The sequence below is a fragment of the Marinobacter sp. KMM 10035 genome, assembly GCF_046537445.1.
GTDB lineage: Bacteria > Pseudomonadota > Gammaproteobacteria > Pseudomonadales > Oleiphilaceae > Marinobacter > Marinobacter sediminicola.
Genome location: NZ_JBBVMG010000001.1, coordinates 1,800,381 through 1,820,458 on the forward strand (window position 1 = coordinate 1,800,381; position 20,078 = coordinate 1,820,458).

The 20,078-nt window shown below is 51.8% G+C and carries 16 protein-coding genes; 15 read left to right on the forward strand and 1 reads right to left on the reverse strand.

All coding sequences use genetic code 11. The annotated features are described in order from the left end of the window. Positions 1-161 precede the first annotated feature (161 nt). Both AADB16_RS08110 and AADB16_RS08115 read left to right on the forward strand, forming a co-directional pair. The gene (locus AADB16_RS08110; RefSeq protein ID WP_410802538.1) at positions 162-1,418 is read left to right on the forward strand and encodes an O-antigen ligase family protein; all 1,257 of its coding nucleotides are present in this window, start codon (positions 162-164) and stop codon (positions 1,416-1,418) included. A 105-nt stretch (positions 1,419-1,523) separates the two neighbouring features. After that, positions 1,524-1,967 carry a pilin gene (locus tag AADB16_RS08115; RefSeq protein WP_410802540.1) on the forward strand — a complete coding sequence of 148 codons (444 nt, stop codon included), beginning with the start codon at positions 1,524-1,526 and terminating at the stop codon, positions 1,965-1,967. 555 nt (positions 1,968-2,522) lie between these two features. Here the strand turns inward: AADB16_RS08115 and AADB16_RS08120 are convergent. Further along, positions 2,523-4,739, reverse strand: coding sequence for a mechanosensitive ion channel family protein (locus tag AADB16_RS08120; protein ID WP_410802542.1), 2,217 nt, complete (start codon positions 4,737-4,739; stop codon positions 2,523-2,525). A gap of 140 nt (positions 4,740-4,879) precedes the next feature. Here AADB16_RS08120 and cysQ point away from each other — a divergent pair, with 140 nt between their 5' ends. From cysQ to AADB16_RS08185, 13 genes are all read left to right on the forward strand, one after another. Further along, positions 4,880-5,656: a 3'(2'),5'-bisphosphate nucleotidase CysQ gene (cysQ, locus tag AADB16_RS08125; protein WP_410802544.1), complete on the forward strand. Its 777-nt coding sequence runs from the start codon at positions 4,880-4,882 to the stop codon at positions 5,654-5,656. Then, the gene (rfaH, locus tag AADB16_RS08130; RefSeq protein WP_410802546.1) at positions 5,653-6,132 is read left to right on the forward strand and encodes a transcription/translation regulatory transformer protein RfaH; all 480 of its coding nucleotides are present in this window, start codon (positions 5,653-5,655) and stop codon (positions 6,130-6,132) included. Before cysQ ends, rfaH begins: the two co-directional genes overlap by 4 nt. A 134-nt stretch (positions 6,133-6,266) precedes the next feature. Continuing rightward, entirely contained in the window at positions 6,267-7,052 is a 786-nt protein-coding gene (locus tag AADB16_RS08135; RefSeq protein ID WP_309045393.1) for a Wzz/FepE/Etk N-terminal domain-containing protein, read from the forward strand. A gap of 156 nt (positions 7,053-7,208) precedes the next feature. Beyond that, positions 7,209-8,699, forward strand: a complete 1,491-nt coding sequence (locus tag AADB16_RS08140) for a capsule assembly Wzi family protein (RefSeq protein WP_410802548.1) — start codon at positions 7,209-7,211, stop codon at positions 8,697-8,699. A 60-nt stretch (positions 8,700-8,759) separates the two neighbouring features. Beyond that, the gene (locus AADB16_RS08145; RefSeq protein ID WP_410802550.1) at positions 8,760-11,270 is read left to right on the forward strand and encodes an SLBB domain-containing protein; all 2,511 of its coding nucleotides are present in this window, start codon (positions 8,760-8,762) and stop codon (positions 11,268-11,270) included. Beyond that, on the forward strand, positions 11,270-12,244 hold the full coding sequence (locus tag AADB16_RS08150) for a Wzz/FepE/Etk N-terminal domain-containing protein (RefSeq protein ID WP_410802551.1): 975 nt from the start codon (positions 11,270-11,272) through the stop codon (positions 12,242-12,244). Before AADB16_RS08145 ends, AADB16_RS08150 begins: the two co-directional genes overlap by 1 nt. 14 nt (positions 12,245-12,258) lie before the next feature. After that, positions 12,259-13,380: a non-hydrolyzing UDP-N-acetylglucosamine 2-epimerase gene (gene wecB / locus AADB16_RS08155; protein ID WP_410802553.1), complete on the forward strand. Its 1,122-nt coding sequence runs from the start codon at positions 12,259-12,261 to the stop codon at positions 13,378-13,380. 44 nt (positions 13,381-13,424) lie between these two features. Further along, positions 13,425-14,678 carry a UDP-N-acetyl-D-mannosamine dehydrogenase gene (wecC, locus tag AADB16_RS08160; RefSeq protein ID WP_410803625.1) on the forward strand — a complete coding sequence of 418 codons (1,254 nt, stop codon included), beginning with the start codon at positions 13,425-13,427 and terminating at the stop codon, positions 14,676-14,678. 61 nt (positions 14,679-14,739) lie between these two features. After that, positions 14,740-16,008 carry a Vi polysaccharide biosynthesis UDP-N-acetylglucosamine C-6 dehydrogenase TviB gene (gene tviB, locus AADB16_RS08165; RefSeq protein ID WP_410802555.1) on the forward strand — a complete coding sequence of 423 codons (1,269 nt, stop codon included), beginning with the start codon at positions 14,740-14,742 and terminating at the stop codon, positions 16,006-16,008. A gap of 3 nt (positions 16,009-16,011) precedes the next feature. Then, positions 16,012-17,034, forward strand: coding sequence for an NAD-dependent epimerase/dehydratase family protein (locus AADB16_RS08170; RefSeq protein ID WP_410802557.1), 1,023 nt, complete (start codon positions 16,012-16,014; stop codon positions 17,032-17,034). 6 nt (positions 17,035-17,040) lie between these two features. Then, positions 17,041-18,105, forward strand: a complete 1,065-nt coding sequence (gene rfbB / locus AADB16_RS08175) for a dTDP-glucose 4,6-dehydratase (protein ID WP_410802559.1) — start codon at positions 17,041-17,043, stop codon at positions 18,103-18,105. Continuing rightward, positions 18,102-18,983: a glucose-1-phosphate thymidylyltransferase RfbA gene (gene rfbA / locus AADB16_RS08180; protein ID WP_410802561.1), complete on the forward strand. Its 882-nt coding sequence runs from the start codon at positions 18,102-18,104 to the stop codon at positions 18,981-18,983. Before rfbB ends, rfbA begins: the two co-directional genes overlap by 4 nt. Then, entirely contained in the window at positions 18,980-20,062 is a 1,083-nt protein-coding gene (locus AADB16_RS08185) for a DegT/DnrJ/EryC1/StrS family aminotransferase (RefSeq protein WP_410802563.1), read from the forward strand. Before rfbA ends, AADB16_RS08185 begins: the two co-directional genes overlap by 4 nt. Positions 20,063-20,078 lie beyond the last annotated feature (16 nt).

Genomic DNA, 20,078 nt, shown 5'->3' on the forward strand with positions numbered 1-20,078 from the left:
GCGTGCTGTTTGTTGATCTGTTTCCGCTACCTGGCCAGTTAGATGGGTACGGGTTGCAACGATTTGTTTTAGTGTTTGTTTTGGCGTTTGGCTGTGTATTTTCATTGTGGCGTTGGTTGAGGCAGGTCACGCGCCGGAATTGCAGGGAAGCAGGTCCAGCCTTGATCGTTGCGGCCAGCTTTCTGGCTTTAACGGTACCTTATAGTGGGTCGCTTTATGTTTGGGTTGAGCCAGGCCTGTACGCGGGGTTCTTTTTTGGTTTCGTCGCCTTGGGCCAGTTTATTAGCAGTGTGAAGTGGGAGGCCCGGGTGGCGGTGGCTGTTGTATATGCAGCCGTTATTGCCGCCGCGCTATACGGCGCGATAACCCTCATGATTTTCGTGTTTGCGCTGTCGGATCAGGTGGCCAACCTGTCTGCCTTTATTCCCTGGGGCTTTGTCAATATTCGGTACTGGGGCCATATCGCCACCTGGCTCATGCCCCTGCTGGCATTGGCTGTGCTGATTGGGCCACTGCGCGAACAAAAGCTCTGGCGTTTTCTGGCGGCTACGGGCGCTGCACTCTGGTGGTGGATTATTTTTCTCTCGGCCTCCCGCGGAACCCTGATTGGGCTGGCCTTTGGTGTGCTTTTGGCCATGGCTTTGATTGGCCGGCCGGCGCTGCCCTGGCTGAAGATGTTTGGGCGATACTTTATTTATGGCGTGATCGCCTGGCTGGTGCTCTCCGTAGTGATCCCCCTGGTAATACTGGACCATTCGGAACTGCGCACTTTGCATGCAACTACGTCCGGCAGAATGCCGCTATTTGTGGAGGCTTGGCGGATGAGTTTGGAGAACTTCCCGTTCGGGATGGGGCCGCAATCCTGGCTAACCCATGAGGTAATTACAGATGAGTACAAAAAGTCCTCAAAGTTTGCCCACCCCCACAATATGTATCTCATGTGGGCCGCGGAGTACGGCTGGCTAATTATAGGCTCGCTGTTGCTTCTGGCAGGGCAGGCTATCCGGCTGTTCTGGCATCGGCGGGAAGAAATGCGTGCGAATCATGAGGGCGTAAGGGTGCTGCCCCTGGCAGCCTTTACAGCGTCTGTATCCGCCGCCTTGGTGCATGCCAGTGCCTCGTCCGTGTTTATTGCTCCTGGCTCGATGTTGGTCGGCTTTATGGTGTTGTGTGTATTCTGGGGGTTAATCTCGCCCTCGAGCACGAGGGTTCCGCAAAAAGGTAAGGCTCGTGGACTTTTTGCTGCCGTGGCAACGTTGCTGTTTGGCATTCTCGCTATTTTCTGGTTGCGGGAGGTTGCTATCTATCATCACGCCATGGAAGACGACCGGGACTCACGCTATGAGGGCGTACCCTACGGAACTCCGCCCAGATTCTGGTATTACGGCGACTTTCCCCGCCGCCTTCCCGGCCAGTGAAAACCCCTAGCATTCGTGCCCCGGATTCTTTGCATTAGCGCCGGCAGATAACGTGGCATTTTTCTTGCTGTCTATCTGATTATTACACTTTAAAAGGTGAGTCGGATGCCCCGTAATACCAAAGGATTTACATTGATTGAGTTGATGATTGTAGTGGCCATTATTGGCGTGTTGGCGGCTGTGTCTGTGCCTGTTTACTACAAATACGTAACAAAAACCCAGGTGGGGCAGGTTGTAAGCGAAATTGGGACCTACCGGACGCTTTATGAAGTAAATCTGTCCAAGCAGATTGCGATCAACAACCAGAGCTTGCAGTACACACCCTCAGCCTATACCAACGGAAATCTGGCAATCGAAATTGCAACGTCAAATACTGACGGGTCTGGGCACTTGACAGTGACAATGGGCGGCAGGGCTCATTCAGCGTTGGTTGGTGTGGTTGTTCGCTTGGAGCGCTCCGTGGCGGGTGTCTGGAGTTGTGTTGTTGATCGCACAGCTGCGGCTGATTGGCAACCGGAGTATAAGCCAGAGCATTGTGCGATAATATAATTGAGCTCCGAATTGTCATGGGCAAGCATTCGTAACCTAACTTGATTGCTGAAGGTATAGAGGTTTCTGCCTCTGGGGCCTTTGTGGTTCGTCATAGGCAGGCACAGGCCAATTTAATGGATCTCATTTGACACCCTTTCTTCACAAGAAAATCCCCTGCCATACACGGCGATGTCCGCTACCACGGTGTGGTGTTAGGCCGCAGCCACGCTGATCGCTTTCTGTCAGAAATCGCTTGGGCTCACGATGAGTTGGTGATGTTTGGGGGCGTTGGTCTCACGTCGTAAAGTAGCCTGTTACGGCGACTAGCCCGTTGACTATACAAAGAGAGCAATACGCTCGCCGCGGATTAACCTTACATTTCGAATTATCAGTTAAAGATGAACCGGTTCGTGCGTAGTTGCTTAGACGAGCAGGTGGTTCAGGTTATCAAGGAATGCGTTCAGGAGTCGGTTATATTCTGACGAATGTTTTTTCTGAGCAGTTTGGTGCTCTCTGTGATTGGTTTGCAAGTGGTGAGTGCCCGAGCCAAACTGTCTGCTTGGCGCGTATAAATTATGGCTGTTTGCGCCCCAGTTCATGCTCACCACGCCCCTCCACATACGCCGACCTACGCCCACCTTCCCCTTCCATACTCACACTAATCCGCGGCGCAGCAACATCAATATACCGCTCTTCCATCTTCCGCTTCAGCAATAGATTAAACGCCCTGGAAACATCCCACTGATACTCCGGCTTCGTCCGCATCCGCATCCTCAGCACCGGGCAACCTTCCTCAAAAGAATGAATCCCCTGCATTTCAAGTGGTGACCAAATCAGCCAGCGCATGTCGGGTAATGTACGCAGTTCTTCGGCGGTTTCTGTCATCAGTAGAATTGCATCATCAATAGGCAATTCCCTGGGAATACGGATTTTGAGCAGGGCGATTCCGAACTGTCGTGACATGTTGTGAATGGAGCTGATTTTGCTGAAGGTGATGTGGTGTACCACCCCTTCCAGGTCCCGCAGGCGCACGGTGCGCAAGTTGAAGCCCTCTACCGTTCCCATGAAGCCATTGATCTGCACAAAATCCCCCACGGACATGGAATCCTCAACCACAATAAACAAGCCGGTGATCAAATCCTGAACCAGTGTTTGCGCACCAAAGCCGACGGCCAGGCCGATGATGCCGGCACCGGCGAGCAGGGGGGTTACATCAACTCCGAGAGTGGAAAGACTCACTAAGGTAGTGATAACCAGAATTGTGATCAGCAGGGTGTTCCGGGCAATAGGAAGGATAGTTTGGGCTCTGGCCGGATTGATGCGTTTATTGCGGTCGCCTCCGCGCATGGCTCTTTCAAGCAGTTCGTCTACAAATATCCAGGTCAGCTTTGCCGCAAGCAAAATAAAGGTCACTCCAAGCAGGCTACCTGCTATACCCTCGCTTACCGAGGGCTTTCCAGCCACGCCGAACAAAGACAATCCCCAAATTTGCAGTATCAGCTCGAAAAATAACAGCCAAGCCGCCGCCTGGATCAAGTTATAACCAAAGCGAACCAACCTGCGGCTGAAGGTGCTGAGGGCTTGGTGCTTGGGTCGGTTTTCTTGAATACCGATCAGTCCTTGCAGAGCAAGCGTGAGTGCCAGTAGCAAGGCGCAGATCATGGCTTTGCCCAAGGCAGCATCCGCTTCCCCGCCATTCACAAACACCGCGACTACCGAGGCGCTGATGGCAACCAGCATAGGTATGTGCCAAAGCCTGGCGAGCAGGGCAGTGACTTCGCGCCCTACGCCTTGGTCTTTTCGTTGTTTGTAAGGTCGGTTTCGAATCAGATGGGTGACCGGCCTGCGGTTTCGAACAATCAGGAAGAAGCTGAGCAGGGCTGCAATAACGCTGAATACCAGCGCAAGTGCACTGGCAAGCTCGGTGCCGAGTTGGTCGGTCAGCTCGGTTGTACTTAACGCATCTTCTAGGGCAAACAGCACGCCGATGATAAACAGCGGTAAAAGCATTCGCCGGCGCAGAATCATAACGGCTGCAAGGCGGTGGCCACTGGAAAAAATGGAAATCATCACATCGAAAAGTGAGGTCAGCCCGCGGGCACTCAAGCCTGCATAGGCCAGAATAAGTATGGTGGTTTGGGCGTCATCCGACATGCCGAATGTGGGCAGCCCCGCCAGTAGCGCGGTAAAGGTGAGTAGCCAGGGTAAAATGCGCCTTGAAAAATGGGCGATCAGCATCCAGGGCCGGGGGTGCCTTGGCATTTGGAGAGGCCATTCGCGCCATGAGAAGAACATGCTAAGCAGGCGCGACAGGCCCCATAGCGCGGCCATCCATGCAATGAGGCCGGCGGTGATTTCTGCTAGAACTCGGTAAGAAGCACCGGTCAGTAGTTTTTTTGCTGCGCTGTAGGCATTACGGAAATGTGTTTTCCAGATTGTGAGCGGAGTTTCTGCTGTGCTGTCAGCGTTGGTTGCATCATCAAAAAACACAGCGAGAGCGCCTAGCAAACCCTCCCCACCAGAGGTTCTATTCCCCGCTTGCGAGGATTCTGCCTGCAATCCCTGCTGGATGACTTTGAGTTGTTCCACCAGTGCCTTTCTGCTCTCGTCGTCTTCCAGAGCCTGAATGGCTACCTCAATAGAGGCTTCAAGTTCTTCAGCTGAGGCTTCTTCTTTATCCGGCTGACCCGAGAACCCGGGAATGCCGGGGAGCGTGAAGGGTTGCGCCTGGGCCGCGCCCACAGAAGAAAACAGCAAGATAAAGCCAAAAAAGAGCGCGGTTAACCTCAAATCTCTACCTCTTCAAGCAAGTCGGGGTGCCTCAGATTGCCTGAAAGCGCGCCTACAGAAAAGCCCGGATACGGCCGGCGGTCAATATTTGCTACTATTCGCCCATACCGCATGATTATCAGCGAAGCAGGATGCCGGCTATGGAATACAGCTCAATACTCCCGGAAGTGATCAGGGTGGCCGATGAGGCCAGCACGAAAGTGCTCCACATTTATCAGTCTGATTTCAAAGTGAGCTATAAGGAAGACGAATCGCCCATCACGGCCGCGGATGTGGCCAGCCATGAAATCATCGTAAAAGGCCTGCGTAACATCAGTCAGGATATTCCTGTTCTCTCGGAAGAGGGTGCCCAGGCTCCTTGGGAGGAACGCAGGCAGTGGCGGCGCTTCTGGCTGGTCGACCCCATTGATGGCACCAAAGAGTTCACTCAGCGTACCGGGGAATTCACCGTGAATATCGCACTGATTGAAGATGGCGAACCGGTAATGGGCGTTGTTATTGCCCCAGCATTAAACGAGGCGTTTTGGGGAATAAAGGGTGAGGGCGCTTATAAGCGTGACCGAACAGGCCGGGAGCATCGCATCAGAGTGGCCGAGTTGCCTGATACCATTCGGGTCGTCGCCAGCAAAAACCACATGAATGATGAGACCCGTGATTTCATAAGAGCGCTTGGCCCCCACAAAACACTTCAGGCGGGCAGCTCCCTCAAGTTTTGCCGAATCGCCGAAGGCCACGCCGACCTCTACCCACGTATGGGGCCCACCAGCGAGTGGGACACGGCGGCAGCCCATGCCGTACTGATTGCCGCAGGCGGCAGTGTGAACACTATAGACGGCAAACCTGTGCGGTATGGCAAGGAGGATGTGCTTAACCCGTATTTCATTGCGGCGGGAAGCTGGTATATTCCGCGCCCATGACTTGGTACGCACTTCAACACAAGCCTGCGCAAGGCGATCGGGCATTGGCGCACCTGCAAAATCAGGATATTGCCTGCTTCTACCCGAAAGTACAGGTAGAGAAAATCAAAGCCGGAAAGCGTACCCAAAAGCTGGAGCCGTTGTTTCCCGGTTACCTGTTTATAAATCTGGAGCAAACAGACCCTGCCTGGGCAAAATTGCGATCCACCCGTGGGGTGCTGCGAATTGTGAGTTTTGCTAACAAACCTGCCGCTATCGCGGACGGCGTGATACAGCACATCAAAGACAGCTTGGGCTCCGTTGTTCAGCAGGGTGGGCTAAAGTGTGGAGAGGCGGTTCAGTTGAGCGAAGGGCCGTTTGAAGGTATTAATGCGGTTTTCCAGGCGTATGATGGGGAAGAGCGGGCTATTGTGCTGATCAGCTTTATGCAGAAGCAGCAGCGGGTGAAGGTGTCGGTTTCTGCGATAAGGCCCTAAACCCCGAAGTCTTAACGCCCGGTAACGGAAAATACTCGCCGCAATCTGTAGAGTGTGGCGCCCTAACAAGAGTAATTGGGCTTAGTACAGTGTTCTGCGCCCATCTCAGGCAACATATTCCGGACCGAAACTGAATGAGCGATACACAACACCGCGTTCCCGGCGATCAGCAGCCAGAATACTCTGACGAAATAAGCCTGGTTGATCTTGTTGCAACCCTCATCCGCCGACGCCGGGTGTTTTACGTTGTCTTTGTTTCTACTGTGCTCGCAGGCCTTGCGTACGCGCTACTGGCACCGAATAAATACGAGCATATCAGTCTTATTCAAGTTGCTCAAAAAGACGGCGAAGCGTTTTTCCAGTCACCAGAAGCTACCATCGCAACACTTGAAAGTCGTTGGTTACCGGAGGTGCAAGCAACTTACCGTGCAGAGCATGATAAAGAGCTGCCTTTTCAGGTGTCATTCAGCAATCCCGAGAATACCGGCCTCGTTCGGCTCACCACAGCCGCCTCAGAATCTGAGGGCAAAGCGGTTAGCTCAGTGCACAATTCACTGATTAACGGCGTACGCGCGCATCAGGCGAAGCTGGTTAAGAGGGAGCAGTTGAGCCTGGAGCGCCAAATGTCGTCTTTGGAGAGCGCCGTTGAAGCCTTGATGGGGCAGGCGGGAGCGGGTGAAGCGATTGCTGGCGCAATAGAGCGGCAGTCAACGCTTGAAGGTAAGCTTAAAAGTCTCCAAGGCGTTGAGGCGCTTGTTATCAGCCGACAAAGTGCTGAAAGCACTGCCCCAAAACAAAGCCTGGTTATCGTTTTGGCGATATTGCTAGGTGGCATGCTGGGTATCTTCTCTGCCTTTATGAGTGAGTTCGCCGCTTCAGTTAAAAAGCAGCTGGCGAATGAGGGTGGGGAGCACAGTTAGTTTCGGTGTCAGACCTTTTGGCACTTGTTTGTCTCATGTGATGGCGTAAAATCGCCACGCTTCAGACATGGAACATTCACACACTGACAGGGATGCAGTTGGGAGCGTATCTTCCCCTCTTGGTTGTCTCTCCGTCATTGCTGGCAATTTATATCTATGACCTTAAAACACTGGGCCCTGGTCGGTGGGGCGGTAGCGTGCTTGAGCAGCAATATAGCGACAGCAGCGCCATGGCTAGAGGCCGGAGATGTGCGAGCGCGTTATGCCGTGCAAAAACTGGCGGACAGGGGGCAGCTCGACAGGCCGGTTACCAGTTGGCCCATCATGTGGGGGTCCATAAGCAATGGGTTGGATGAAGCCGGCAAACAGCCTGCTTCTGAAACCGGGTTGGCTCGCAGCTATCTTGAATTTGAGCGTGTTCAGCAAGCTAAACCAGGATTTCGGGCTGAGTTTGAAGTGTCTGGCACCAATGAAGTCGCTATGGTTCAAGGGTTTGAACGCGGGCCAATGGCAGAGGGTGAGGCCAAACTGACCCTGCAGTGGCAGGGGCAGAATTGGGCATTTGGCCTGAGCCCGGCCTATGCTCACAATCCTGACGATAATGAAGAGGCCCGCCTTGACGGCTCCTACCTTGCGGCAACTGCAGGTAACTGGGTATTTGGTGCGGGCGCGATTGATCGTTGGTGGGGGCCAGGCTGGCAATCCAGCCTAATCCTATCCAGCAACGCTCGGCCCATGCCCTCCGTATGGTTGAATCGTAATGATGCCTCTGCACCTGAAAGTAAATGGTTGAGTTGGATTGGCCCTTGGCAGTTCACATTGCTTGCAGGGCAGTACGAGCACGAACGCGCAATTCCCGAGGCCAAGTTGATCGGTATGCGTTTGAATCTGCGCCCGCTGGATGGGTTAGAGCTTGGGTTCTCTCGGGCGATTATGCTTGGCGGGCAAGGCAGGCCTGAAAACGGTTCCACTCTATGGAATGCGTTGATCGGCAGAGATAACGGCCAGTTGGAAGAAGACGACCCAGGCAATCAGCTTGCTAGCGTAGATGCGCGTTATGGGTTCGCAATTGGTAAGCAGTCAATGGGCCTGTACGCCCAAATGATGGGAGAAGATGAAGCTGGCGCATTCCCGGCGCGGAAATCCTGGCTATTCGGTACCGACTGGACAAGCCAGCTGCTCAACGGCGAGCAACAGTGGTTTGTTGAGTACGCTAACACTCTAGCTGACGACTTCCTCGGTGATGCCATGCCCAACATTACCTACGACCATTCCCGTTATCACAGCGGTTACCGCTACTACGGTCGCACCATGGGGGCTAGCTTCAGTGGCGATGCAGAGGCCATTACCCTGGGTGGCTTCCACTTTTTCGATGATGGCAGGAACCTCACAGCCAGCGTGAGCGTTGTAGAATTCAATAAAGACGGTGTAAGCAGAACGCCCGTTGTCGATGAGCGAATCAAATTAATGGTGCCTGCTGAGAACGCGGAACAAGTTATCGCCAAAATCGGTTACGGTACCCAGGCATTGAGTGGCTGGCTGGATGTGAGTGCCCAGTACGCCGATAGAAAACTTGCACTGGTTAATCCTGCAGAAAACGAGTCTGGCCAATGGTCTGTAGGGGCCAGTTGGCGTTATCGCTTCTAGTTCCTGGCCGAAGCCGCCCCAGAACTAACTAATTTAAGTAATAAACTGGATCCTTAAACCGTGAATCTAAAGAATCTCCTGCTTTCTTTAACTTTCCTGCTCCCCATACCAGCTCTGGCGCAATCCATAACGCCGGCACAGATCGAGCAATTCAAATCTCTACCCAAGGCCCAGCAAGAAGCCTTGGCCAGCCAATATGGTGTGGACTTGTCTGCGTTGGGGGGTGTTGGGCAAAGCACGAACCAGCGGCCCCAGCCGGTGCAGGTAGTTGAACCTATTCGCAACCAACCAACGGATGAGACCGAAAGCAAGCCAGAAAAGCAGGCTGAAGCTGAAGGGAGCAATAAAAATGGCGGCCTGAAACCCTACGGCTACGATCTCTTCGCAGGCAGTCCCACCACCTTTGCTCCGGTCACTGAAATCCCTGTGCCATCTGAATACACCCTGGGCCCCGGTGATGTACTGCGGGTTCAGCTCTGGGGTAAAGAAAACCGCAATCTGGAACTGCCGGTGAGCCGCGATGGTAGCGTCAGTTTCCCGGATTCCGGCCCACTGAGCGTGGCGGGCCTCAGCTTCAACGAAGCCCGGGAACAAATCCGCAACAAGGTAACGGAGCAGTACATAGGTGTGCAGGCCAGTGTCTCCTTGGGCGAACTGCGCAGCGTGCGTGTGTTTGTGCTTGGTGAAGCCCGTAACCCTGGTTCCTACACGGTTAGCTCCCTGTCTACCCTCACCAACGCCTTGTTTGTGTCTGGTGGTATTCAAACTACCGGTTCTTTGCGTAACATTCAGCACAAGCGCAACGGCAAGCTAGTGGGCACGCTAGACCTCTACGACCTATTGCTCAAAGGCGACAGCCGTGCCGACAATCGCCTACAGCCTGGCGACGTGATCTTTATTCCACCGGTGGGCAAGCGTGTGGGCATTGGTGGTGAAGTGTACCGCCCGGCGCTGTACGAGTTGAAAAATGAAACCCGGCTGGCAGAACTGGTGCAGATAGCAGGTGGTCTTACCCCGCAAGCATACCCCCAGCGCGTCAACATTATCCGAACCAATAGTGATTACTTGAGGGTGATTGCGGAAGCAGATTACACCCAACCACAGGGCCGTAATGCTCGGGTACAGGCGGGGGATACCATCACCATTCCTTCGATTTCCGACATCACCGGCCAATATGTAGAAATCCGCGGTGCCGCGACCCGCGCAGGCAAATTCGCCTGGATGCCTGGCATGCGAGTGAGTTCGATTATTAGGGATGTGGACGCCGACTTGGTGCCAGAAGCCGACAAGCGCTATGCCGCCATTGTACGCACTAATCCAAACACCGACACGGTATCGGTGCTGAACCTGCGCTTACGCGAAGCTATTACCCGGCCTGGCAGTGAATACGATGTGCAACTGGAAGAGAAAGATACAGTTCTAGTGTTCTCGGATGCGGGGAAGGTCGACGGCAGTGAAAACAGTGAAAACAGTGAAAACAGTGAAAACTACACCCGTGAAAACCTGTTTGCCCCTGTACTTCAGCGCCTAAAAGCCCAGGCCGCGCCCAGTGCGCCCCAGCAAACCATCCGTATCAGCGGCGCGGTACGCTACCCTGGTGAATATCCACTACCAGCCACCCGCAGCGTAGCGGATGCAATCTTTGTAGCTGGCGGCCTGAAAGACGCGGCCTCCCTGCAGCAGGCAGAGGTAGCCCGTTATACCACCGATGAAAACGGCATCGGCCAAACTCGAATCATCAACTTGGATCTGGCTGAAGCCATGGCTGGCAAAAGCATTCTCAAGCTTCGCAGCCGCGACACTATCTTGATCAAGTCCATCCCTCAGTTCGCCCAGAACAGAACCGTTACGCTCAGTGGTGAAGTTCGTTATCCCGGGCAGTACACCTTTCGGGATGGAGAAACCTTGAAGGAGGTTCTGAACCGAGCGGGCGGGCTGACTGGCAACGCCTTTCCGGAAGGAGCTGTATTCACCCGTGAGAAGCTCCGGCAACTGGAAGCCCGGCGCCTGAGAGAAGCCGAAGAACGGCTGCAGGGGGACCTGTTGGGAGTTCAGCTGGAAGGTGATAGCTTCGGTGGACAGAGCGCAGAAAAGGTAAAACAAGTGGAAAGCCTGCTCGGCGACGTTCAAAACAGTCGCCCGGTTGGCCGTATGGTTATCGATCTGGCTTCTGTACTCGAAGATGAAGTGTATCAATCTATCCGCCTACAAGACGGCGATGCGCTCACCGTACCAATCATTCCCCAGTCGGTGTCAGTCTTCGGTGAAGTGCAATTCCCCACAAGCCACTTGCATGAACCAGGCCTGACCGTAGATAACTACCTCCAGCGCTCCGGTGGCCCCACCCGTCAAGCGGACGAAAACCGTGTTTACGTGGTAAAAGCCGATGGCTCCGTAATGCTACCTGAGAAAAGTGCATGGTTTGGCGGTCGTAGCCAGCAGCTGGAGCCAGGTGATACCGTGATTATGCCGATCAACGTAGACCGGCTGAATCAGCTGGAACTCTGGACAAACGTAAGCCAGATTGTTTACCAGATGGCCCTCGGTGCGGCCGCAGTGGGGAATCTGTGATGACCCAGCACATAAAGTTCGAAGAAAGAATTCAGTATGCGGACGATGAAATTGATCTCCGTGAGCTTTTTGCAACTTTGTGGGCCGGAAAGTGGATCGTTATAGTGTTTACAGCCCTATTCGCAACGGGTGGAGTGGCGTTAGCTCTTTCGAAGCCGGATATCTATCAGGCCAGTGTTCTTGTTGCGCCGGCCAATGATGACGGCGGTGCTGGAGGGCTGCCTGGGCAGTTAGGAGGCCTGGCTAGTTTGGCCGGGATCAATCTCGGGGGCGGTGGGTCGAACCAAACCGTAATTGCTAAAGAGGTGCTGCAGTCTCGGGCGTTTCTAACCGATTTCATCTTTCGGCATCAGCTGGCAGTACCGATCAAAGCGGTGAAGGGGTGGAATAGAGAAAAACGCCAGTGGCAGTACAATAGTGAAATCTATGACGCTGATGCGCAGAGTTGGCTCAAAAATGATAAGGGCCATACCTTTGAACCAACGGATTGGGATCTGGTAAAAGCTTTTAGAGAAAACCATTTAAGCGTAAGTGAGAGTAAAGATACGGGCATGCTCACAATTAGTATCAAGAACCTCTCTCCTGTTGCGGCCAAAGAGTGGGCTCGGCTTTTGATAGCCGATATCAATGAGCACATGCGAAAAGAAGATGTTGCAGCTTCTGAGGCCCGAATTGCATATCTGGAAGGTAAGCTTGAAACAACCAATATCACTGGCATGCAGCAGGTATTCTACCAGCTCATTGAAAGTGAAACCCGCACTGTGATGCTTGCTAATGCACAACCGGAATATGTGTTCAAGACCCTAGACCCCGCAGTAGTACCCCAAGAAAAAAGCGAGCCTAAAAGAGCGTTGATAGTGGTGTTGGCAACCATCCTTGGTGGAATGCTCGCTGTACTCATTGTATTCATTCAAGCTTATGTTAAATCAAGTCACGTTAAACCTGTCAACTCAGCCGTTAATAGCGTTAGCTAGAAAATTATCTATCTATGATTAAAACACTATGTGTATTCGGAACCCGTCCGGAAGCCATTAAAATGGCTCCATTGGCAGTCAAGCTTGCCGCAGATGCGCGCTTTAACGCAAAGGTGTGCGTAACTGGGCAGCACCGTGAAATGCTAGATCAGGTCCTGAGTCTTTTTGCAGTGGAGCCTGATTATGATCTCAATATAATGAGCCCAGGCCAAGATCTGACCGACGTAACAGCAGCGATTTTGAAGGGCATGAGAGGAGTTCTTTCGGAGTTCAAGCCCGATGTGGTGCTAGTGCACGGAGATACTGCAACTACATTCGCCGCAACCCTGGCCGCATATTACCAACAGATTCCCGTTGGGCATGTAGAGGCGGGTTTGAGAACAGGTAATTTGTATTCTCCATGGCCGGAAGAAGCGAACAGAAAGCTTACCGGTACCCTGGCAAAATACCACTTTGCGCCGACAGAGACGTCTGGGGCCAACCTGAGACGGGAAGGTGTAAGCATAACGGACATCCATATTACTGGTAATACGATAATCGATGCTTTGCTTGAGGTGGTCGAAAAGCTTGATGTCGATCAGAATTTATATAAGAAGCTACAAGCTGATTTCCCGTTCCTGAGTGAGAATAAAAGACTGATATTGGTTACCGGGCATCGTCGGGAAAGCTTCGGTGGAGGCTTTGAAAGAATTTGCGAGGCGTTGGTTAGAACTGCAACCCGTCACCCCGACGTACAGATCGTATATCCGGTCCATATGAATCCTAACGTCCAACAACCCGTCAAGCGCTACTTAAATGGCATCGATAATATCTACTTGGTAGAGCCGTTGGACTACTTGCCATTTGTGTACCTGATGAATCGCGCCTCAATAATCTTGACCGACTCAGGCGGAATTCAAGAAGAAGCACCTTCTCTAGGTAAGCCGGTTCTCGTAATGCGGGACACGACTGAGCGTCCCGAAGCATTAGAGGCAGGTACGGTTAAGTTGGTTGGTACGGATGTTGAACACATTACTCGGGAGTTGACTGCCCTGCTGCAATGCCCTGATGCATATGAATCTATGAGCAAGGCCCACAACCCCTATGGTGACGGCAAAGCTACTAATAGAATTATCGAAATATTGGCGGGTATATGATCCAGCATGCCGACACTGCGTCAGATCTATCTGAAGAGGAATTTATGAGTTTTAATACCATTTCCGTTATCGGACTGGGTTACATTGGTCTTCCCACTGCAGCCGTATTCGCTTCGCGAAAAGTAAAAGTGATAGGAGTGGAAGTACATCAGCGCACCATAGACACAATTAATAAAGGCGAGGTTCACATCGTAGAGCCAGATCTGGATATGGTGGTACATGCCGCTGTGAAAGAAGGCTATCTCCGTGCAACTCGACAGCCAGAACCTGCTGACGCTTTTTTGATCGCAGTACCAACGCCCTTTAAAGGTGATAATCACGAGCCGGATCTTAGTTATATTGAGTCAGCCGCCCGGTCTTTAGCGCCAGTGCTTGCAAAGGGTAATTTGGTTATCCTGGAATCGACCTCTCCTGTAGGCGCTACCGAGAAAATGGCTGCCTGGATGGCTGAGGCCCGCCCCGATCTGAGCTTCCCTCAGCATGCGGGTGAAGATTCGGACATTCGGGTGGCTCACTGCCCTGAACGAGTACTGCCAGGCCATGTGATTCGAGAATTAGTTGAAAATGACCGTGTTGTCGGTGGAATGACTCCAAAATGTTCGGCAGCCGCATGCAACCTATATGGCATATTTCTCAGGGGCGAGTGTGTAGTCACAACGGCCCGTACAGCTGAAATGTGCAAACTTACTGAAAATAGCTTCCGAGACGTGAACATTGCGTTCGCCAATGAGCTATCCATTATTTGTGACAAGTTGGAAATCGATGTTTGGGAGCTCATTCGCCTGGCAAACAGACACCCAAGGGTAAACATTCTGCAGCCCGGGCCAGGTGTGGGCGGGCACTGTATTGCAGTGGATCCATGGTTCATCGTAAGTAGTGCGCCGGACGAGTCCAAGGTGATCACGGTTGCAAGACAAGTAAACGATGGAAAACCTGATTGGGTAAAAGAAAAAGTACATCTTGCGGTAGCAAAGTTTTTGACCGATAACCCTGACAGAGCTATGAAGAGCGTCACAGTTGCCTGTTATGGTCTGGCTTTCAAACCGGATATTGATGATTTACGGGAAAGCCCTGCAATGCGAATTGCTAAAAATCTGCTCGAATCGCACCCAGGCAAATTGATAATGGTGGAACCAAATATTAGCGTTCTACCTAAAACCTTGATGCCCGCCCAACTCGTGGATCCTGATGTTGCTATTGAGCGTGCCGACATCCATGTCTTGCTAGTGGATCACAAAGAGTTTAGGAAAGTTTCACCTGTTAGGGGAGTGACTGTGGATACACGAGGTATCTGGTGATCTGCGGTTCAATTGCGCAGTGTGCGACAAGCGAATTTATCTCAATATCAGGATCTAATTGATGAACGATAAGACAATAGGGATTATTGGTCTTGGATATGTAGGCCTTCCCTTGGCTGTCGAATTTGGAAAAAAGCGACCCGTCATAGGCTTCGATGTTAATCTGAAGCGTGTATCTGAACTCCAGCGTGGTAAAGATCATACTCTCGAAGTGAGCACAGAGGAACTTGCCGAGGCGACTCACCTTAGCTATACCTCCAACGCTGAAGACCTAGCGGCCGCGAACGTTTACATTGTGACGGTGCCGACTCCGATCGACGAGCACAAGCGCCCGGACCTAACGCCACTGTTCAGGGCCAGCGAAACCATCGGGAAGACGCTTAAAAGGGGTGATATTGTCATCTACGAATCCACGGTCTACCCCGGGGCAACCGAGGAAGACTGCGTGCCGGTGCTGGAACGGGTATCTGGTTTGGTGTTCAATCGGGACTTTTACGCCGGCTACAGCCCGGAACGTATTAACCCCGGTGACAAAGAGCACCGTGTAACCAACATCAAAAAAGTGACCGCTGGCTCTACCCCGGAAATAGCCGACTTGGTTGACGCTCTATATAACGAGATCATTACGGCCGGCACCCACAAGGCCAGCAGTATCAAAGTGGCGGAAGCTGCGAAAGTGATCGAAAACACCCAGCGGGATCTGAACATCGCCCTCATCAACGAACTGGCCATGATTTTTAATAGAATGGGTATAGACACCGAGGCCGTGCTGGAAGCCGCTGGTTCCAAATGGAATTTCCTGCCTTTCCGCCCCGGCTTGGTGGGTGGCCACTGCATTGGTGTGGACCCGTATTACCTGACCCACAAAGCGCAGACTATTGGCTACCATCCGGAAATTATACTCGCCGGTCGGCGCTTGAACGATGGCATGGGGGCGTACGTGGTCTCCCAATTGGTCAAAGCCATGCTGAAAAAGCGTATTCATGTAGAAGGTGCCCGGGTTCTGGTGATGGGGCTAACCTTCAAGGAAAACTGCCCTGACCTGCGCAATACCCGGGTGATTGATATTCTGAACGAACTGGCCGAATACAATATTGGAGTGGATGTCTACGACCCCTGGGTAAGCAAAGACGGAGCACGGCACGAATACGGCATCGACCCCATTGATAATCCCAGGCCTGGCGAATACGACGGTGTGATCCTTGCCGTAGCACACCACCAATTCACAGCGATGGGTGCGAGGGGAATCAGAGAACTGGTAAAACCTGCGGGCGTAGTTTACGACCTCAAATACATTCTCTGCGCTCACGAATCCGACATCAGGCTGTAAATCATGACCAGATACCAAGAATTGCAGAACAAGTTAGGAAAAGCACCGAAATCTTGGCTGGTGACTGGCGTAGCTGGGTTTATTGGCTCCAACCTTTTGGAACATCTGTTAAAGATGAATCAGACCGTGGTCGGTCTGGATAATTTTGCGACCGGGCACCAGCGCAATCTTGACGAGGTGAAAGACCTGGTAGGCCCCGAGCAATGGCAACGTTTTTCGTTCATAGAGGGTGATATTCGCAACCTGCATGATTGTGAGAGAGCTTGCGAGGGTGTCGACTACGTGCTCCATCAGGCTGCTCTTGGTTCGGTGCCCCGCAGCATAAACGATCCGATCACCAGCGATGGCACCAATATCGGTGGTTTCTTGAATATGCTTGTTGCCGCTCGTGATGCAGGAGTTGCCAGTTTCACTTACGCGGCCAGTAGCTCCACCTACGGCGACCACCCGGCGCTGCCGAAAGTGGAAGAGAACATCGGTAAGCCGCTATCTCCTTACGCGGTTACCAAATACGTCAATGAGCTTTATGCCGACGTTTTCGCCAAAACCTATGGGTTCAATACCATTGGCCTGCGCTACTTCAATGTGTTCGGCAAGCGCCAGGATCCGAATGGCGCCTATGCTGCCGTTATCCCGAAATGGGCAGCCGGGATGATCCAAGGCGATGATATCTTTATTAACGGTGATGGGGAAACCAGCCGGGATTTCTGCTTCATTGAAAATGCCGTCCAGGCCAATCTGCTTGCAGCAGCAGCGGGTAAAGTCGCCAAAAACGAAGTCTACAACGTGGCCGTTGGCGATCGAACTACTCTGAACGATTTGTTCAACGCGGTTCAGTCTGCTTTGGCTGAGAATGGAAAATCGTATGGAAAAGCTCCCGTTCACCGGGATTTCCGGACAGGCGACGTGCGCCACTCCCAAGCTGAAGTGAGCAAAGCTGAAAGCAAACTCGGCTATGCACCTCAATACAGAATAAAAGAGGGCATTAAAAAAGCAATGCCCTGGTATATTAAGAACGTGGGTTAAGCCTTTATGAAATTACTGGTCACCGGTGGCGCCGGTTTTATTGGATCCGCCGTAATCCGTCACATCATTAATAATACAGAGGACCAGGTGGTCAATCTCGACAAACTCACTTATGCCGGCAATCTTGAGAGTCTGGCAGAGGTTAGTGGAAGCAACCGCTACGCCTTTGAAAAGGTCGATATCTGTGACCGCGCCGCCGTGGATAGGGTATTGAGAGAGCATCAGCCAGACGCCATCATGCACCTGGCTGCGGAAAGCCATGTAGACCGTTCCATCGATGGTCCAGCCGACTTTGTTGAGACTAACATCGTCGGCACCTATACCTTACTGGAAGCGGCTCGCCAATACTGGCAATCACTCGAAGCCGAGTGCCGCAAGAACTTCCGCTTTCACCACATCAGCACCGACGAAGTCTACGGTGATCTGGAGGGTCCGGAAAACCTGTTCACTGAAAAAACGCCGTATGCGCCTAGTAGCCCTTACAGCGCCAGCAAAGCAAGCTCAGACCATCTCGTTCGTGCCTGGCACAGGACCTATGGGTTGCCCGTACTGGTTACCAATTGCTCCAACAATTACGGCCCCTATCATTTTCCCGAGAAGCTCATACCACTTGTTATTCTCAACGCACTGGAAGGTAAGCCCCTGCCAGTCTATGGCAAAGGCGATCAAATTCGTGACTGGCTGTATGTGGAAGATCATGCCCGAGCACTCTACGAAGTGGTGAAAAAAGGAGCGATTGGAGAAACCTACAACATTGGTGGCCACAACGAGAAAAAGAATATCGATGTAGTTCAAGCCATCTGCGACCTGCTGGAAGAGTATGCCCCTGAAAAACCGCCTGGTTTGGCACTCTACCTTGATCTGATCACCTTCGTAACTGACCGCCCTGGCCATGACCATCGCTACGCCATAGACGCTAGCAAAATCCAGAAAGAGCTTGGCTGGATTCCCAAAGAGACCTTTGAGACCGGCCTTCGCAAGACGGTGCAGTGGTACCTGAACAATCAGGAATGGTGTCGTCGGGTACAGGATGGCAGCTATCAAAGAGAACGCATTGGAGTAGGCGAATGAAAGGCATCATCCTTGCCGGTGGCTCGGGAACTCGGCTTTATCCGATCACGTTGGGTATTTCAAAACAGCTCCTGCCGGTCTATGACAAACCGATGATCTATTACCCGCTGTCTGTGCTTATGCTTGCGGGTATACGAGACATACTCATCATCACTACACCCGAGGATGAGTCCGGATTTAAAAGAACCCTAGGCAACGGAGAGCAGTTCGGCGTCAACCTCAGTTATGCTCAGCAGCCGCGACCTGAAGGGTTGGCGCAGGCTTTCATTATTGGTGAGGACTTCATCGGCGACAGCAGTGTGTGCCTGGTACTTGGTGACAATATCTTTTACGGGCAGGGCTTTACACCCAAACTTCGAGAGGCTGTACGTCGGTCAAACGAGGGGCATGGAGCTACAGTGTTCGGTTACCAAGTGAAGGACCCCGAAAGATTTGGTGTGGTTGCCTTCAATGACAAGCAACAGGCGGTGTCAATTGAAGAGAAGCCCTCCCGGCCCAAATCGCATTATGCGATAACCGGATTGTATTTCTATGATAACCGGGTGATCCAGATCGCAAAATCCGTAAAGCCCTCGGAAAGAGGCGAGCTCGAGATCACCGATGTAAATCGTGCATACCTGGCGCAGGAGAACTTAAACGTTGAACTTTTGGGGCGGGGTTTTGCATGGCTAGATACCGGTACCCATGAGAGTCTGTTGGAAGCGGCTCAGTTTGTTGAGACCATTGAAAAGAGGCAAGGCTATAAAATCGCTTGCCTCGAGGAGATCGCGTTAAACAACAAATGGATTACACCTGCACAGCTGAAAGAAACGGCCAAGAAATTAGAAAAAAATAATTATGGCCAGTATCTAACCGGTCTTTTAAAGGAAGTTCAATGATACCCGTAACAAAGCCCGGGTTACCCGACTTAACGAAAGTTAAAAAATATCTGGACGATATATATGAGCGCAGGTGGTTTACAAATAATGGGCCATTGGTTCAGCTACTGACAGAGAGACTTGAAGAATATCTCGGAATCGAGAACTTGCTCTTGGTTGCTAATGGAACTTTAGCTTTACAGGTTGCCTATCGCGCGCTTGGTGTCGAGGGAGAGGCAATAACAACGCCATTTACCTTTGTTGCAACTGCAAGTTCCTTGTCTTGGGAGGGTATCAAACCGGTTTTTTCTGATATCGATCCGGAAAGCTTCAACCTGTGCCCGACGAAAATATTGGAAAAGATAACTAAAAATACAAATGCAATAGTACCTGTGCATGTTTATGGGGCTCCGTGCAATGTAGAACACTTTGAAAGAATCGCCGAACAAAAAAACCTGAAATTGATTTATGATGCTTCACATGCATTCGGAGTTAACCACCATGGATCGAGCCTACTCAGCTACGGAGACGCGTCGACTCTAAGCTTTCACGCTACTAAAATCTTTCACACTGTAGAAGGTGGGGGGGTTGTTTTTAGAGATAAAGAGGTTTTGCGCAGAGCCCAATCGTTGATCAATTTCGGTTTCTCATCAGATGGTGAAATAACTGGGGTCGGGATCAACGCCAAAATGAGCGAAATCCACGCAGCATTCGGCCTCAGTTTACTTGATGATATCGACGGTCTCATTGCGCGTCGCGTCGAGATTCAGGAACTATATCAGACAGAATTGAATGGTTTTGTTCAATTTCAACAAAGAGCCCAAGAAAGCAACCTTAACGGGTCTTATCTGCCAATAGTATTGGCGTCGAAAGAACAGCGAAAAACCGTTGAATTACGTTTAAATTTCATTGATGTAAAAGCCCGCCGGTATTTTTCGCCATCGTTAAATATGACCAGACCCTTCTGTGATGTTGGAGAAAAAGACCTCCCGAGAAGTGAAGATATTTCGTCCAGAGTTCTATGTCTTCCGCTATATTATGAACTAAGTGATAAAGATGTCTTAAGAATCTGTGAGAATTTAAAGCGAGCAATTGGATGAAGAAAATCAGTGTTCT

What these genes read in the sequence shown, in the direction of transcription:
- AADB16_RS08115 (WP_410802540.1), top strand. Translation starts at nt 1,524, where the DNA reads ATGCCCCGTAATACCAAAGGATTTACATTGATTGAGTTGATGATTGTA.
- cysQ (WP_410802544.1), top strand. Translation starts at nt 4,880, where the DNA reads ATGGAATACAGCTCAATACTCCCGGAAGTGATCAGGGTGGCCGATGAG.
- rfaH (WP_410802546.1), top strand. Translation starts at nt 5,653, where the DNA reads ATGACTTGGTACGCACTTCAACACAAGCCTGCGCAAGGCGATCGGGCA.
- AADB16_RS08135 (WP_309045393.1), top strand. Translation starts at nt 6,267, where the DNA reads ATGAGCGATACACAACACCGCGTTCCCGGCGATCAGCAGCCAGAATAC.
- AADB16_RS08140 (WP_410802548.1), top strand. Translation starts at nt 7,209, where the DNA reads ATGACCTTAAAACACTGGGCCCTGGTCGGTGGGGCGGTAGCGTGCTTG.
- AADB16_RS08150 (WP_410802551.1), top strand. Translation starts at nt 11,270, where the DNA reads ATGACCCAGCACATAAAGTTCGAAGAAAGAATTCAGTATGCGGACGAT.
- wecB (WP_410802553.1), top strand. Translation starts at nt 12,259, where the DNA reads ATGATTAAAACACTATGTGTATTCGGAACCCGTCCGGAAGCCATTAAA.
- wecC (WP_410803625.1), top strand. Translation starts at nt 13,425, where the DNA reads ATGAGTTTTAATACCATTTCCGTTATCGGACTGGGTTACATTGGTCTT.
- tviB (WP_410802555.1), top strand. Translation starts at nt 14,740, where the DNA reads ATGAACGATAAGACAATAGGGATTATTGGTCTTGGATATGTAGGCCTT.
- AADB16_RS08170 (WP_410802557.1), top strand. Translation starts at nt 16,012, where the DNA reads ATGACCAGATACCAAGAATTGCAGAACAAGTTAGGAAAAGCACCGAAA.
- rfbB (WP_410802559.1), top strand. Translation starts at nt 17,041, where the DNA reads ATGAAATTACTGGTCACCGGTGGCGCCGGTTTTATTGGATCCGCCGTA.
- rfbA (WP_410802561.1), top strand. Translation starts at nt 18,102, where the DNA reads ATGAAAGGCATCATCCTTGCCGGTGGCTCGGGAACTCGGCTTTATCCG.
- AADB16_RS08185 (WP_410802563.1), top strand. Translation starts at nt 18,980, where the DNA reads ATGATACCCGTAACAAAGCCCGGGTTACCCGACTTAACGAAAGTTAAA.